The following is a 14,995-nucleotide window of genomic DNA, read 5'->3' on the forward strand; positions in this document are numbered from 1 at the left end:
GTCACCTCGTCTCCTCTTTTCGCTCCTTTGCACGAAGTTGTCCGCATGCTGCATCTATATCATGACCGTGCTCCCTGCGAATGGTTACATTAATGCCGTGGTTCTTCAGTGTCTTTTCAAAAGCAAAAATTTGATCCTTGGGTGTCCTCACATAATCTCGTTCAGGCACATAGTTTACTGGAATCAGGTTAACATGGCACTTCACATTTTTTATTAGCTTTGCCAGCTCTTCGGCATGTTCCACCTGGTCATTGACCCCTCCGAATAATCCATATTCGAAACTCACTCGTCTGCCTGTTTTATTTATATAGTACCTGATTGAATCCATAAGGTCCGGCAGCTTATAAGCTCTATTTATTGGCATCAGGCGGCTTCTGATTTCTGTGTTTGGAGCATGTAATGAGATCGCGAAATTGATCTGCATATTTTCATCTGCAAATTTATAGATTTTTGGGATGATTCCGCTAGTCGAAACAGTGATATGGCGCGCACCGATATTCAGCCCTTTATCATGGTTGATTATCTTCAGGAATGACAGCATACTGTCATAATTATCAAATGGCTCACCGATCCCCATAATAACAACCGAGCTGACCCGTTCATCTGTCTCATCTAGTGCCTGTTGTACTTTTACGACCTGAGCAACGATTTCTCCTGCTTCAAGATTCCGTTTTAATCCGCCTAAAGTTGAAGCACAGAATGTACAGCCGATTCGGCAGCCCACTTGAGTAGTTACACATACTGAATTACCATAGTCATGCCTCATCAGTACGGTTTCAATGGAATAGCCATCATGAAGTTCAAATAAAAATTTTATTGTCCCATCAGCTGACTCCTGCTGAATGATCGTTTTAAGAGTTGTCAGCGAAAAATTTGCTGATAGCGTATCTCTTAACCCTTTTGACAGGTTCGTCATATCCTCAAATGATGTGATTCTTTTTGTGTAAAGCCAATCAAAAATTTGCTCAGCCCTGAAAGCTTTCTCATTATTTTCTTTAAGCCAATCCTTCAGCTCATTCAGCTGTAAAGTATAAACGGATGGTTTTTGTTCTGCTTCTGTTATTTTCTCTGCTGCTGTTTGTTCCATTTATTGCACCTTCTTTCTCAGACAGGCTATATAAAACCCGTCCGAACCAATATCCTGCGGTAAAATCTGCAGTTCAAAATTATCTATAAACGGAGCAATTGCTTTAGGCATTCGCTCACGAACTGATATATCTCCCTCAAATTCCGCATTATTCTTTAAAAACGACTGGACAACATGCTGATTCTCTTCCTTGTCCACTGTACATGTACTATAAACAAGAATACCACCTTTTTTCAGCAAAGGTGAAACGGCATCCAAAAGATTTCTTTGAATCTTATGAAGATGATATAAATCATCTTCTTTTTTTGTGTATTTCATATCAGGCTTTCTTCTCATAACTCCAAGGCCTGAGCATGGGGCATCCACTAAAATACGGTCAAATGATTCTTTTTCATAATGCTCCTGCACTTTCCTGCTGTCAAGGGCATTTGTCTTAATATTCGATAGTCCCAGTCTATCGGCATTATCATTAATCAGCTTTACTTTATGCTCGTGAAGGTCCAGCGAAATGACTTGTCCAGTATTTTGCATTTTTTCTGCAATATGTGTGGTTTTTCCTCCGGGTGCTGCGCAGGCATCCAGAATCTTTTCATTTGGATTTCCTCCAAGGGCATAAGCAGCGAGCATGGAGCTTTCGTCCTGAATAGTAATCAGGCCATCTTTGAAGACACGCGAATTGGCAAGGTTTCCTCTTAAACATTTAATGGCAACTGGTATAAACTGACTTGGTTCCACTTCAAATCCTTCTTCCTTAAGAAGTGACAAGCATTCTTCCCTCGAGGCCTTTACCTCATTTACCCTTGCAGTCTGAAGTGGAGCAGTCAAGTTAATTTCACACATTTTCTTTGTTTCTTCAAACCCAAGCTGATCGGCCCATCTTTTTACAAGCCACGCGGGATGACTAGTCTCAATGGAAAGGCGTTCAACACTGTCTTCAATTTGCTCAAGATCAGGAAGCCCCTTTCTTTGAACGTTCCTGAGCACGCCATTGACCATGCCGGAAATCCCTTTATGCCCCCATCGTTTTGCTATTTCTACTGCCTCGAAAATAGCTGCGCGATCTGGAATTTTATCAAGAAAAACCATCTGATACAGTGTAAGCCTTAAGAGCTGGTTTACCCAGCTTTCAATTTTTTTATTGCCTGCTAAAAAAGGCTGCAGGTAAAAATCGAGTGTCATCCGGCGTTGAAGGGTACCATAAGTCAGTTCAGTAAGAAGACCGATGTCCTTCTGGTCAATTTCGTTCTTTTTTATGGCGTTATTAAGTAATAGATTGCTGTAGGACTGATTTTTTTCAATGGCTTCGAGAAGTTCCAGTGCAGTTTCTCTTACATTTTTCTTTTTTAGCTTTTTCATTCGGAGTCTCCCAAACGGCCGCCGGGAGTTAGATGGGATCCTGAGCCTCTTAAAAATTGTTCTGCTGGCATCTTTTTCTTTCCGGAAGGCTGCAGTTCTGTAATTTTAATGGCTGTCTCATTCCCTGCTGCCACAACGATTCCATCTTCCTCAAGCCTGATAATTGTTCCCGGTTCTTTGTTTTCAGCAGATTTAACCTTCTCCGAATTCCAGATTTTAATCACTTTGCCGTCAAAAGTTGTATAGGCAACCGGCCATGGATTTAACCCTCTAATGTGGTTATAGATTTCTTCACCAGTTTTGCCCCAGTCGATTTTTTCCTGTTCTCTTTTAATGTTATAAGCAAAAGTGGCTTCTTCATCATTTTGCCTGATGGGAGTGAGTTCACTATTCAGGAGCTTTGGCAGTGTTTCAGACAAAAGCTTTGACCCAGCAGCGCTAAGTTTATCGTGAAGAGTGCCAACTGTATCTCTTTCCGTAATCGGCACTTCCACTTGTGTTAAAATATCGCCGGCATCAAGCTTCTCAGCCATGTACATAATGGTGATTCCCGTTTTTTCTTTCCCCTGCAGAATGGAGTAGTGAATAGGTGCACCGCCGCGCAATTCAGGAAGCAATGATGCATGTACATTTATGCAGCCGAACTTGGGTGCATCCAAAAGCTCCTTCGGCAAAATTTGTCCAAATGCAGCCGTGACAACCAGGTCAGGCTTAAGAGCAAGAACTTTCTCCAGCTCTTCTGGCTGGCGGATTTTTTCGGGCTGATACACAGGGATGCCCTGTTTTTCAGCTTCGACTTTTACAGGCGGGGGAGTAAGAACCTTTTTCCTTCCAACAGGCCTGTCGGGCTGAGTAACCACTCCGATTACTTCATATCCGTCCTCTATTATTTGCTTCAGTACAGGCACTGAAAAATCGGGTGTGCCCATAAATACGATTTTTGTCATTCAGCTTCCAATCCTTCCAACTCTTCTTCGTTCAAGTATCTTGTAACTTTTGAGGTAAATAGCACCCCATGCAAATGATCAATTTCATGGAGGATCGCTCTTGCCAGGAAATCCTCAGCCTCGAGGGTAAAATATTTCCCTTTTCGATCCTGCGCCTTGATTTTTACATATTCAGGCCTTGTTACTTCACCATATAACCCAGGAAAGCTCAGGCACCCTTCAGGGCCTGTCTGTTCCCCATTCGTTTCAAGGATTTCCGGATTAATTATTTCAATTGTTCCAAATTCATCATCTATATCAACAATGGCAATTTGCCTGCTAAGCCCGATTTGCGGAGCAGCAAGCCCGACACCATCGAATTCGATCATCGTATCATACATATCATTTAACAGCTTGCCCAGTTTTTTATCAAACACCTTAACGGGTTCGCATTCTGCCTCCAGAACCTCAGCCGGATAAGATACAATTTTTTTTACTGCCAAAACATTTCCTCCATTTTTATCTATTTTCAACCAAATTGAGTTTATTCATAACCACAAAAACAGAAGCTCCTGAGAAGCTCCTCCTAAATAGCTAACGCTTTTAGACGTATGATTTGATGCTGTAAAACGTTCTTAGTAAGGCCAACAGTTCTGTAAGTTCAAACAAACTAACCTTATGGTTAAGAAATTACATTAAAATATAAGGATTCAGGTCAATTGAGACGGATAGGCCCCCAGTAGCAATATCCTGCTGATAATTATCCAGGACTTTCTTCAGCGCCAGGCCAAGTTCCGGCTCCCGCTTGTATTTTATCAGACATTGATACCGATATCTATTATTGATCCGCGGTATCGGCGATGCAACTGGACCAAGGACTTTACTCTCTGCAGATAATTTTGACTGAATATACTGCGTGATCTTCTCAGTTACCGAAACAGCCTTCATTAATTCCTCGTGGCTGACGGTGACAAGGGATATATAGTAGAAAGGGGGATATCTATGAATTTTGCGGACCATCATTTCTCTTTCATAAAATTTATCGTAATCCTGCTCCCCCGCCAGTTCAATACTATAATGTTCAGGAGTGTAGGTCTGAATAATTACCTCCCCTTCCAATTCATGCCTCCCTGCACGCCCGCTTACCTGAGTCAGAAGCTGAAAGGTTTTTTCAGAAGATCGGAAATCAGGCAGGTGCAGCATCGTGTCTGCCGATAGTACGCCTACTAAGGTAATATTGGGGAAATCAAGACCCTTAGCAATCATCTGAGTCCCAAGAAGAATATCTGCATGCCCTTCCTGGAATTGATCAAGGAGCTTTTCATGTGCTCCCTTCCTGCTGGTTGTATCGACATCCATCCGGATTACCTTCGCTTCCGGCAAAATTTTCGCCAATTCCTCTTCCACTTTTTGAGTGCCTGTTCCAAAATAACGAATATGCTCACTTTCGCATTCCGGACATGCATTTGGAACTGGTGCCTCATAGCCGCAGTAATGGCATTTCATCTGCTGGTTATACCGATGATAAGTCAAAGATATATCACAATGAGGACAATTAATAACATATCCGCAGTCCCTGCACATAACAAATGAGGAATGTCCTCTTTTATTTAAAAATAATACGATCTGCTCTTTTTTCCCGAGACGGTCTTTAATTTTTTCGAGGAGTTTCCTTGAGAACATCGAGCGGTTCCCTTCACGCAGCTCTTCCCGCATATCAATGATATCAACGGAAGGGAGAGCCTGATTGTTCATTCTATTTTCGAGAGTGAGGAGATGGTAAACTCCTTTATGTGCTCGCGCAAAAGATTCCAATGAGGGAGTTGCACTTCCAAGCACCACAGGACATTTATGATTTCCCGCTCTTTCGATGGCGACATCCTTTGCATGGTATCTTGGGTTCTCTTCCTGCTTATAGCTGGTTTCGTGCTCTTCATCAATGATAATGATTCCGAGGTTTTCAAAAGGGGCAAAGATAGCCGATCGCGCTCCCACAACAACCTTGACTTCCTTCCGCTGAATCTTTCTCCATTCATCATACTTTTCTCCAGCTGAAAGGCCGCTGTGCATTACGGCAACCTGATTGCCAAATCTGCCCTTGAAGCGTTTGACCATCTGCGGAGTTAAAGAAATCTCAGGAACAAGGACAATGGCTTCTTTGCCATTCTCAAGCACTCGCTGAATGGATTGCAGATACACCTCAGTTTTTCCGCTTCCTGTTACCCCATAAAGCAAAAATGTTTCATGCCGGTTATTTTCAATAGAATTAAGGATCGGGATTATAGCCTTTCTCTGTCCATCGGTCAAAAAGAGCGGTTCAGTTCTTTCGAATTCACGGTCTCCAAATGGATTTCGATAAATTTCCACGTCCCTCTGCCCAAGCAGCCCTTTTTGCATAAGCCCTTTTATGGTGGACGATGTTATTCCAAACAAGGAAAATAACTCTTTCTGATCGACCGGTCCTTCCTCATGAAGAAAATACTCAAGCACTTCTTTCTGCTTGGTTGCGTTGCCCGGAAGCTGTTGAAGATAATCAGCAAGCTTATTAGGGTCAGCAGCCGCGAATACCTGCTTTACTTTTTTCTTTTTCACTCGTTCTTTTACTTGGTAGATAATTTCGATATTTCCATTGGATGCTTCCTTTTGAAGAAGCGGCAAAGCTCCGCTCTTTACTGCATCATCCCATAAAATTTCTTCAGTTTTCTGGAAGAGAGCAGATACTCTTTCAGGAAGCAGTTTACGATCTGCATTTTTTGCCATTACAAGCTTCTTTTCGTATTTTGCCTTCAATGCTGCAGGCAGCATTGCCTGAAAGGCAGAGATTTTGTAGCATAATGTTTTTTCTGTCAGCCATTCACCTAGAGTCAAGAGCTCCTGATTAAGGACTGGATTTAAGTCCATCGGCTCTGAAATGGATTTAAGCTGCTGAAAATCGGACTCTGCTTGTAATGCTGTTACAAACCCCTGGATCTTCCTAGGTCCAAATGGAACAACAACCCTCATGCCGGGGAGAATGACACCTTCCAGATGAGAGGGTATTTTGTAGTCAAATGCCCGGTCTGTCTGTTTGGCAGGTACATCGACAATGACTCTCGCAATATTCATTCATGCTCATCCTTTAGCAAGATCGCAGCTTCTTCAAGAATTTTTACTGCAACATCCTTTTTTGCCATAAGCGGAAGCTTTTCCGAAGACCCATCTTTTTTAAAAAATGTAACAATATTGGTGTCTGTTCCAAAGCCTGCTCCTTCTGCAGTTACATTATTGGCTACGATCAGATCGGCATTTTTCCTCTTTAGCTTGCCCTGTGCATACTCATCAACCTGTTCAGTTTCAGCCGCAAACCCTATAAGGATTTGCTTCTTCTTTTTTTGTCCCAATTCGAATAATATATCTTTTGTTCTTTCAAGTTCCAATAATTCATCCCCGGGCTGTTTTTTCATTTTTTGCGCAGAAGTCACCTTTGGACGATAATCGGAGACTGCAGCGGTCTTAATGACAACATCCGCATGATCAAATTCGCTTATTGCCGCTTGATACATTTCCTCAGCAGATTCTACCTTTATCAGTTTTAAGCCAGCAGGAGCATTAATTGTAACCGGACCGGATATCAATACAACTTCAGCTCCTGCAGATACAGCTGCTTCCGCAATTGCATAGCCCATTTTACCTGAAGAATGGTTTGTAATATAACGGACAGGATCAATTTTTTCCCTTGTTGGGCCGGCAGTTATGACCACTTTCCGGCCAGATAGCTCCAATCTGGAAGGCTTAAAAAATTCTTCAATTGTATCTATAATTTTCTCTGGTTCTTCCAGCCTGCCTTTTCCAACATAGCCGCATGCAAGATACCCTTCTGAAGGCTCTATGAATCTGCATCCAAAACGATATAAGGTTTCAATATTTTTCTGGACAGCAGGATGGCTGTACATATGTACATTCATTGCAGGCGCAATCCAGATTGGTGATGAGGCCGCCAAAAGGGTTGTTGTGATCATATTGTCTGCAATTCCATTGGCCAGCTTTCCGATTACATTTGCTGTAGCAGGAGCAACTAGAATCAAATCGGCCCAATCAGCCAGGTCGATATGAGCAATTACTTTCGAATCTTTTTCATCGAAAGTGTCGGTGTAAACATCATGTCTTGAAAGAGCCTGAAAGGTTAATGGTGCTACAAACTTAGCAGCCGATTCACTTAGGATAACTTTCACCTGCGCTCCAGCCTGAGTAAGCTTGCTCGTTAAGGCTGCAGCTTTATAAACAGCAATTCCGCCGGTTACACATAATAATATCTTCTTTCCAGTCAGCATTATATGACCCCACCAATCTAAAAAAATAATTCATCTCTATGAAAAACGGCCTGCTATATATTTCTATAAGCAGCACTGGCCGTTAATGGCTTAGTTTTCATGATAGTTTTATTATGCAAGAAGAGCAGTGAATTTTCATCTAATAAAACCTTTAAACAAAAATAACAACCTTTTAAAAGGTTGTTATTCAGCGATTTTACTCGTATGATTCATTCGCAGTCTTTTCACCAAGCCGATAATGAAGCTGGTCCGCATGGATTTCCTCAAGTGCTTTTCCCACATTTTTATGTGATTTATAGCTCTCAAGCTGTGGTCTGGCATTAAGCTGAAGCTTACGGGCACGCTTGGCAGCAACAGAAACAAGTGAATATTTGGAATCAATCTTTGTCATTAGAGAATCAATAGAAGGATAAAGCATATTTATTCTACCTCCAGCATCTTTTTGTATTTAGGTTCTACACGTTCCCTGCGGCAGTGTTCTGCTACTACAATGGATTTAATTCTTTCGCAGGCAAGATCGATTTGATCATTCTCTACAACATAATCATATAAGTTCATCATTTCGATCTCTTCTTTCGCTGCACTCATGCGATTGTTAATTATATCTTCTGTCTCTGTTCCCCTGGTTACGATACGGTTCTTAAGCTCGGATAAACTAGGTGGAACCAGGAAGATGAACAAGCCGTCAGGGAATTTCTCACGCACTTGGCGGGCACCCTGAACTTCGATTTCAAGAAAAACATCTTTGCCCCGGTCCAGTGTTTCTCTTACATAATCAACTGGCGTTCCGTAGTAGTTACCGACGAACTCTGCATATTCAAGCAGCTTATCCTGCCTGATCAGCTCTTCAAACTCTTCACGCGTTTTGAAAAAATAATCAACTCCATTGACTTCTCCTGCTCTCGGAGATCTCGTTGTCATTGATATGGAGTATTCAAACGCAGTATCAGGCTGAGCAAATATCTCTTTTCTTACTGTTCCTTTTCCTACACCTGAGGGTCCGGATAGAACAATCAATAACCCTTTTTCTTTCATTTATAAAATCCTACCCTTCCTCAACAATTTCATCACGGTCATTTAATCGGTGCGCAACAGTTTCCGGCTGGACCGCAGACAAAATGACATGGTCACTGTCCATAACGATAACAGCCCGGGTGCGCCTTCCATATGTAGCATCTATTAAAGAGCCCCGGTCACGTGCGTCCTGAATGATCCGTTTAATCGGGGCAGATTCTGGACTGACTATTGATATTATCCGGTTGGCAGAGACAATATTGCCAAATCCGATATTGATCAGTTTAATTGACATTTGGGTCCTCCAATCATCAGTTATTTATTTTGACCCCCAGAGCCGGAATCTAAACAACTGCTATTCAATATTTTGAACTTGTTCCTTCATTTTTTCCAGTAAACTCTTTATTTCAACCACTTCGGCAGCTATCTCTGCACTGTTTGCCTTGGAGCCGATTGTATTGGCCTCCCGGTTCATTTCCTGCAGAATAAAGTCAAGTTTTCTTCCAGCCGGTTCTGAAAGCTGAAGGGTCTTTTCAAATTGGCTAATATGACTTTGAAGTCTTGTCAGTTCTTCACTGATATCCGCTTTATCAGCGAACATCGCTACCTCTGTTAAAATTCTCGGTTCATCCACCTGGCCATCAAGAAATTCTCTCATACGCTTTTCCAATCTCTCCCGGTAAAGCTGCACGACTTTTGGAGTGTACTCTCTCAGCTTGAGGACCCTGCTGCTTAAAAGACTAAGATGGCTTCGTAGATCTTTTTCCAGCTCATCCCCCTCAAGCCTCCTCATCTCAGTTAACTGCAGGCATGCTTCTTCAGCAGCAGAAAGGACCAGCTGGCTCAATTCTTCATTGCCGGACTCCTTTTCTTCTATACCAATCAGTTCTTCCCGTATGATATTCCCGATGGATAGATCCGTTGAGATTTGGTACTTTGTTTGAATTGCAGTTATGTATTGATAATATTCATCCAATAGTTCCCAATCAACATTAACTTTCCTGCTGGACAGGCCATCGCCGTCAATGGTGATATAAACCTCGATTCTGCCTCTTTTGATATGCCCGTTAAGCTTTTTCTTAATCTTGTCTTCGATATGCATCAGCTGTCTGGGCATTCTGATCTGAAACTCGGAAAAACGATGGTTTACAGTCTTTATTTCAACCGTAATGGAACATTGCCCGGATTCTTTCTTGCTTCTGCCATAACCAGTCATGCTTACTGCCATTTCTCACACTTCCTTTTGGGAAAAGCACAGCTTATAAAAAGCACTATTACTTTCAGTTAGCGGCATGATGCCTGTGCAGTTATGTATAAAAATCAAGTAATGATGTAGATTTATATGTTTGCGCAAAAAAGAAAGGTAATAGAGTTCTTCTCTACTACCTAAAGGATTATAACATATTTCATTTTGTTTTTCTTGCCAAAAATGTGCCTGCCAGTAAAAATGTTGGTACGGCTGAGAGTCCTGTGATCATAAACCAGTCGCGCAATTCAATTGGGACGGTGTGAAAAATTGGCTGAAGCGGCGGATAGTATATGACAACCAGCACTAAAGCAAGGGACGAGATGACTGCCCAGACTAAATATTTATTGCCGAAAGGATTTCTCGAGAATACAGATTTTTCACTGCGGCAATCAAATACATGAATCAGCTGTGCCATTACCAATGTAGCAAATGCTACTGTCTGTGCATACGCAAGATGTTCCGGATTTGCCCTATAGGCAAAAATGAACGCCAGCAATGTCACAAGGCCAATTAAAAAACCTCTGGAAACTACTTTCCAGCCAAGCCCTCTTGAAAATACACCTTCCTTTGGACTCCTCGGCTTCCGCTTCATCACATTTTCCTCTGGCTGGTCAAGGCCAAGAGCCATTGCAGGAAGTCCATCCGTTACAAGGTTCACCCAGAGAATCTGGATTGGCACTAAGGGCAGCGGAAGGGCAAGAAGCATAGCAAACAGCATAACCAGAATTTCACCAACATTGGATGCAAGCAGATATCTGATAAACTTTCGAATATTCTCGTAAATATTTCTTCCTTCTTTTATCGCGGCTTTTATGGTAGCAAAATTGTCATCGAGCAGAACCAGAGCGGAGGCCTCTTTGGCAACATCGGTCCCTGTTATGCCCATCGATATTCCGATATCTGCTGCTTTAATGGCCGGGGCATCATTGACACCATCCCCTGTCATGGCAACAATATGGCCTCTGTTCTGGAGAGCCTTTACAATTTTCAATTTATGCTCAGGTGATACTCTGGCAAATACTGCGACATCCTCAACCACATCTTCAAGATCTTCAACCGCCATCTCTGCCAGGTCTTTGCCCTGAAGGACTTTAGAGCCTTGTGTTAAAATGCCTAACTGCTTGGCAATTGCCTGTGCAGTAATCACATGATCTCCTGTAATCATGATCGTTTTAATTCCTGCTTCCTTGCATTCCTTGACTGCTTCCCTTACCTCAGGCCTTGGCGGATCAATCATCCCCTGCAGCCCGATAAATGTTAATCCCTTCTCCGCCTCTTTCTCATCAAGAATGACATTTTTTGAGGGGATTTCCTTAAAGCCAATCGCTATCGTTCTCAAGGCTTGAGAAGCTAGATCTTCTATCGCTCCCTGAATTTCACCTGTGAGCTCCCTCGAAAGAATCTGACGCTTCCCCTCCCAAAGAACCGATTCACTCTTTCCGACTAATACATCGGGTGCTCCTTTGGTTACTATAAATTGCCTTCCGTTATGATCCTTTACCACAACACTCATCATTTTTCGGGCTGAGTCAAACGGAAACTCATTGATAATCTGGAATTGGTTTAACAGACTGCTCCTGTTATAGCCCGCCTTCATGGCCGCTACTAGCAGAGCCCCTTCTGTCGGATCTCCATCAATCACAAACTCATTATTTTTCTGCTGTATTTCAGCATGGTTGCATAACATGCCAAACATCAGCATTTGCTGGAGTGCTTTATCACTTTTCGGTTCAATTTGATTCTCATTTCTATAAAAATGGCCTTGCGGCTCATAGCCGATACCATCTACTCTCCACTCTTTCCCGCCGCTCCAGAGATGCGTAACTGTCATTTTGTTTTGAGTCATAGTGCCAGTTTTGTCTGAACATATCACAGATGCACAGCCCAGTGTTTCAACCGCTGGAAGCTTCCGGACGATTGCTTTTTTTCTTATCATTCTTTGTACCCCAAGCGACAGAGCTACCGTCACGATGGCCGGGAGCCCTTCTGGAATGGCTGCTACTGCCAAGGAAACACCGGCAAGGAACATTGTATATAATTCCTGCCCCTGCACCACACCAGCCACAACAACAAGGACAGTCAGTAAAATCGCTGCCGTAATGAGGATTTTGCCCAGCTGTTCCAATCTTCTCTGAAGCGGAGTCGTCATTGTTTCAGCATTCTGCAGAAGATCAGCAATCTGCCCCATGGCAGTATTCATCCCTGTTCCGACAACTACGCCCAGTCCATTGCCACGGGTTACCATAGTCCCCATAAAAGCCATGTTCTCCATATCTCCAATAGCCAGATTAGCAGTTTTCAAGGAACCGGTCCTTTTTTGGACAGGAAGAGATTCTCCAGTCAAAGCGGATTCCTCAATTTCCAGGCTATTGGACTCTACGATTCTCATATCTGCTCCAATTCTGTCACCTGTCGCAAATTTCAATAGGTCCCCTGCCACCACTTCTTTGGAAGGGATCTTCTTCCATTGTCCATCACGCAATGCAATAACTTGAGGAGCTGATAATTCCTTAAGTGCGTGCAAAGACTTTTCCGCTTTTCTCTCCTGAAAGAAACCCAAAAAGCCATTTATGACTACAATTGCAATAATGGCAATTGCATCAATATATTCACCAAGCAGCCCTGATATTAAGGTTGCTGCTAACAGGACAAGAACCATGAAATCTTTAAATTGACTAAAAAATAAGAGTAAAGCTGACTGCTTTTCTCCCTCTTTCAACTCATTATAACCATATTGTTTATGCCGTTTTTTTACATCATCCTCTGTTAAGCCCGCCTTAATATCTGTATTTAAGGCTTGCTCAACCTCCCTTTCATTCATTTCATGGAACTTCATCCGGACATCACACTTCCTCCTTTGTGGTTTGAGAAAAGCCATGAGCTGCATGGAGAAGGGATACAATAGTAAAGAAATTCATCAGCACTCACAGCCAGACTTTAAGAGAATCCGCCAGATGGCAGACCGTCCTGCTTCTTCTGGTCAATCAAGTGAAGCAGAGTTGTCCAATCTCACTCTAAAGAAAGCATATTCAGCCCTGTCCAAAAAAATGCTATTATTAAAAAGAAAAGCGGAAGCGCCTTGCCCACCCCCGGTATCTCGAGGGGGTAGGCTGCTTGCGCCAGACAGTTATCGAAGTACGAAGATATATATTCTGATATTATAGAAAAGCGGAACCCCCTAGCGAAGACATTAAGCCAAGTCTTAAAACTTGATTTTTATTATTTAAATGAAAGAATAATGTATATCTGCAGCAAGTGATAGGCTGTTATTTTTAATAGAAGAGGATGTTCCAATATGTCATTTGATGGTTTGTTTACAAGAGCAATGACGAAAGAGCTTATAGATACTTTAAAGGGCGGCAGAATCAATAAGATTCAGCAGCCTTATAAGAATGAAATTATTTTAGTTGTGCGGGCAAATGGGAGGAATCACAGGCTCTTGCTGTCAGCCCATCCAAGCTATGCGAGAGTCCAGCTTACCAATGAAGCACATGAAAATCCATCAGAGCCTCCGATGTTCTGCATGCTTTTAAGAAAGCATCTGGAAGGATACATACTTGAAGATGTCCATCAAATCGGGCTTGACCGTATAATCGTGTTTGAAGTTAAAGGCAGGAATGAGATTGGTGATACATCCTATAAACAGCTGATTGTTGAGATAATGGGCAGACACAGTAATATTACATTGGTGGATAAATCCCGCAATATTATTCTAGATAGCGTCAAACATGTATCTTATGCAGTTAATAGCCATCGTGCGATTTTGCCTGGACAGGAGTATATTCTCCCTCCGTCCCAGGATAAAATGAATCCTTTCGAAGCAGACAAAGACGATATACTTCGTAAGATCGACTTTAACAGCGGGAAAGTGGATAAACAGCTCGTAGCGAGCTTCGCTGGAATTTCACCGCTTTTTGCAAAAGAAGTCATACACCAAGCTGGTCTTATAAACAGAACAACTGTTCCAAACAGCTTCCAGCAATTAATAGGCTCCCTAAAGGACCATTCCATAAGGCCAGCCATTACAGCAGGTGAACAAAAGGAAAGCTTTTATTTATTGCCTCTCCAGCATATAAAAGGGGAAAGCAGGGAATTTAATTCCTTGAGCGAAATGCTGGACCGCTTTTATTTTGGAAAAGCGGAAAGAGACCGGGTCAAACAGCAATCCAATGACCTTGAACGATTTATAGTAAATGAGAAAGAAAAGAATGAGAAAAAAATTGAAAAGCTAAAAAGAACCCTCCATGAAGCAGAAAATGCCGATAAACATCAATTATATGGAGAATTAATCACAGCCAATATTTATGCGATCCAAAAAGGGATGAAGGAAGCGGAAGTCATCAATTATTACGATGAAAATGGCGGAGCGGTTATCATTCCGCTGGATCCACAGAAGACTCCTTCAGAGAATGCACAAAAATATTTTACAAAATACCAAAAAGCAAAAAATGCAGTAATTGCCGTAAAAGAGCAAATTAAGAAGGCGGAAGAGGAAGCGTCATACTTCGATTCTCTTCTGCAGCAAGTAGAAACTGCATCAACAAGAGACATTGCCGAAATTAGAGAAGAGCTTGTTGAAGGCGGTTATATTAGAGAAAGGCAAAGACGGGGCAATAAAAAACAGCAGAGCCTTAAGCCTGTTCTTGACCGCTATACTTCCACAGACGGAACCGAAATATTGGTTGGAAAAAACAACAAGCAGAATGATTATTTAACGAACAAGTTGGCCGCAAGGGATGAGATCTGGCTGCATACAAAGGATATCCCTGGTTCACATGTGGTTATCCGAAGCAAGGAACCGGCAGAAAATACAATTCTTGAAGCTGCATCTCTCGCAGCATACTTCAGCAAAGCCCGTAATTCCAGTTCAGTACCAGTTGACTTCACCCAAGTCCGGCATGTTAAAAAACCAAGTGGAGCGAAACCTGGATTTGTCATATATGACCATCAGCAGACAGTTTACGTTACGCCTGATGAAGAAACGGTGCTGTCATTAAAGCAAAGTCTGTAAATAAATGAAAAAAGCAAGCTCAGATGCTTGCTTTTTCATTTA

Annotated in this window: 12 protein-coding genes; 1 reads left to right on the top strand and 11 read right to left on the bottom strand. The window is 42.2% G+C overall.

Annotated elements, in window-relative coordinates; translation table 11 throughout:
* Position 1 precedes the first annotated feature (1 nt).
* The 11 genes from rlmN to MKY20_RS21450 form a co-directional block, all read right to left on the bottom strand.
* Entirely contained in the window at positions 2-1,087 is a 1,086-nt protein-coding gene (gene rlmN / locus MKY20_RS21400; RefSeq protein WP_019381734.1) for a 23S rRNA (adenine(2503)-C(2))-methyltransferase RlmN, read from the bottom strand.
* Complete coding sequence (gene rsmB / locus MKY20_RS21405) at positions 1,088-2,443, bottom strand: 16S rRNA (cytosine(967)-C(5))-methyltransferase RsmB (RefSeq protein ID WP_009330814.1); 1,356 nt, start codon at positions 2,441-2,443, stop codon at positions 1,088-1,090.
* On the bottom strand, positions 2,440-3,390 hold the full coding sequence (gene fmt / locus MKY20_RS21410; RefSeq protein ID WP_019381733.1) for a methionyl-tRNA formyltransferase: 951 nt from the start codon (positions 3,388-3,390) through the stop codon (positions 2,440-2,442). The genes rsmB and fmt overlap by 4 nt, the downstream gene beginning before the upstream one ends.
* A complete protein-coding gene (def, locus tag MKY20_RS21415; RefSeq protein ID WP_009330816.1) occupies positions 3,387-3,872 on the bottom strand; it encodes a peptide deformylase in 486 nt (161 codons plus the stop codon). The genes fmt and def overlap by 4 nt, the downstream gene beginning before the upstream one ends.
* Before the next feature lie 187 nt (positions 3,873-4,059).
* Positions 4,060-6,474 carry a primosomal protein N' gene (gene priA, locus MKY20_RS21420; protein ID WP_251175160.1) on the bottom strand — a complete coding sequence of 805 codons (2,415 nt, stop codon included), beginning with the start codon at positions 6,472-6,474 and terminating at the stop codon, positions 4,060-4,062.
* Positions 6,471-7,679 carry a bifunctional phosphopantothenoylcysteine decarboxylase/phosphopantothenate--cysteine ligase CoaBC gene (gene coaBC / locus MKY20_RS21425; protein ID WP_009330818.1) on the bottom strand — a complete coding sequence of 403 codons (1,209 nt, stop codon included), beginning with the start codon at positions 7,677-7,679 and terminating at the stop codon, positions 6,471-6,473. Before coaBC ends, priA begins: the two co-directional genes overlap by 4 nt.
* Positions 7,680-7,875: 196 nt before the next feature.
* Positions 7,876-8,097, bottom strand: coding sequence for a DNA-directed RNA polymerase subunit omega (rpoZ, locus tag MKY20_RS21430; RefSeq protein ID WP_009330819.1), 222 nt, complete (start codon positions 8,095-8,097; stop codon positions 7,876-7,878).
* Positions 8,098-8,099: 2 nt separating this feature from the next.
* On the bottom strand, positions 8,100-8,714 hold the full coding sequence (gene gmk / locus MKY20_RS21435; protein WP_009330820.1) for a guanylate kinase: 615 nt from the start codon (positions 8,712-8,714) through the stop codon (positions 8,100-8,102).
* Between the two features lie 10 nt (positions 8,715-8,724).
* Positions 8,725-8,988 carry an extracellular matrix/biofilm regulator RemA gene (gene remA / locus MKY20_RS21440; RefSeq protein WP_009330821.1) on the bottom strand — a complete coding sequence of 88 codons (264 nt, stop codon included), beginning with the start codon at positions 8,986-8,988 and terminating at the stop codon, positions 8,725-8,727.
* A gap of 60 nt (positions 8,989-9,048) precedes the next feature.
* On the bottom strand, positions 9,049-9,921 hold the full coding sequence (locus MKY20_RS21445) for a YicC/YloC family endoribonuclease (protein WP_009330822.1): 873 nt from the start codon (positions 9,919-9,921) through the stop codon (positions 9,049-9,051).
* A 178-nt stretch (positions 9,922-10,099) separates the two neighbouring features.
* Positions 10,100-12,778 carry a calcium-translocating P-type ATPase, SERCA-type gene (locus MKY20_RS21450; RefSeq protein WP_019381730.1) on the bottom strand — a complete coding sequence of 893 codons (2,679 nt, stop codon included), beginning with the start codon at positions 12,776-12,778 and terminating at the stop codon, positions 10,100-10,102.
* A 459-nt stretch (positions 12,779-13,237) separates the two neighbouring features.
* On the opposite strand from MKY20_RS21450, the gene MKY20_RS21455 reads away from it, so the two are divergent.
* Positions 13,238-14,953, top strand: coding sequence for an Rqc2 family fibronectin-binding protein (locus MKY20_RS21455; protein ID WP_019381729.1), 1,716 nt, complete (start codon positions 13,238-13,240; stop codon positions 14,951-14,953).
* The last annotated feature ends 42 nt before the right edge of the window (positions 14,954-14,995 follow it).

It is taken from the genome of Cytobacillus sp. FSL W8-0315 (assembly GCF_038002905.1).
GTDB lineage: Bacteria > Bacillota > Bacilli > Bacillales > Cytobacillaceae > Cytobacillus > Cytobacillus pseudoceanisediminis.

What these genes read in the sequence shown, in the direction of transcription:
- rlmN (WP_019381734.1), bottom strand. Translation starts at nt 1,087, where the DNA reads ATGGAACAAACAGCAGCAGAGAAAATAACAGAAGCAGAACAAAAACCA.
- rsmB (WP_009330814.1), bottom strand. Translation starts at nt 2,443, where the DNA reads ATGAAAAAGCTAAAAAAGAAAAATGTAAGAGAAACTGCACTGGAACTT.
- fmt (WP_019381733.1), bottom strand. Translation starts at nt 3,390, where the DNA reads ATGACAAAAATCGTATTTATGGGCACACCCGATTTTTCAGTGCCTGTA.
- priA (WP_251175160.1), bottom strand. Translation starts at nt 6,474, where the DNA reads ATGAATATTGCGAGAGTCATTGTCGATGTACCTGCCAAACAGACAGAC.
- coaBC (WP_009330818.1), bottom strand. Translation starts at nt 7,679, where the DNA reads ATGCTGACTGGAAAGAAGATATTATTATGTGTAACCGGCGGAATTGCT.
- rpoZ (WP_009330819.1), bottom strand. Translation starts at nt 8,097, where the DNA reads ATGCTTTATCCTTCTATTGATTCTCTAATGACAAAGATTGATTCCAAA.
- gmk (WP_009330820.1), bottom strand. Translation starts at nt 8,714, where the DNA reads ATGAAAGAAAAAGGGTTATTGATTGTTCTATCCGGACCCTCAGGTGTA.
- remA (WP_009330821.1), bottom strand. Translation starts at nt 8,988, where the DNA reads ATGTCAATTAAACTGATCAATATCGGATTTGGCAATATTGTCTCTGCC.
- MKY20_RS21445 (WP_009330822.1), bottom strand. Translation starts at nt 9,921, where the DNA reads ATGGCAGTAAGCATGACTGGTTATGGCAGAAGCAAGAAAGAATCCGGG.
- MKY20_RS21450 (WP_019381730.1), bottom strand. Translation starts at nt 12,778, where the DNA reads ATGAAGTTCCATGAAATGAATGAAAGGGAGGTTGAGCAAGCCTTAAAT.
- MKY20_RS21455 (WP_019381729.1), top strand. Translation starts at nt 13,238, where the DNA reads ATGTCATTTGATGGTTTGTTTACAAGAGCAATGACGAAAGAGCTTATA.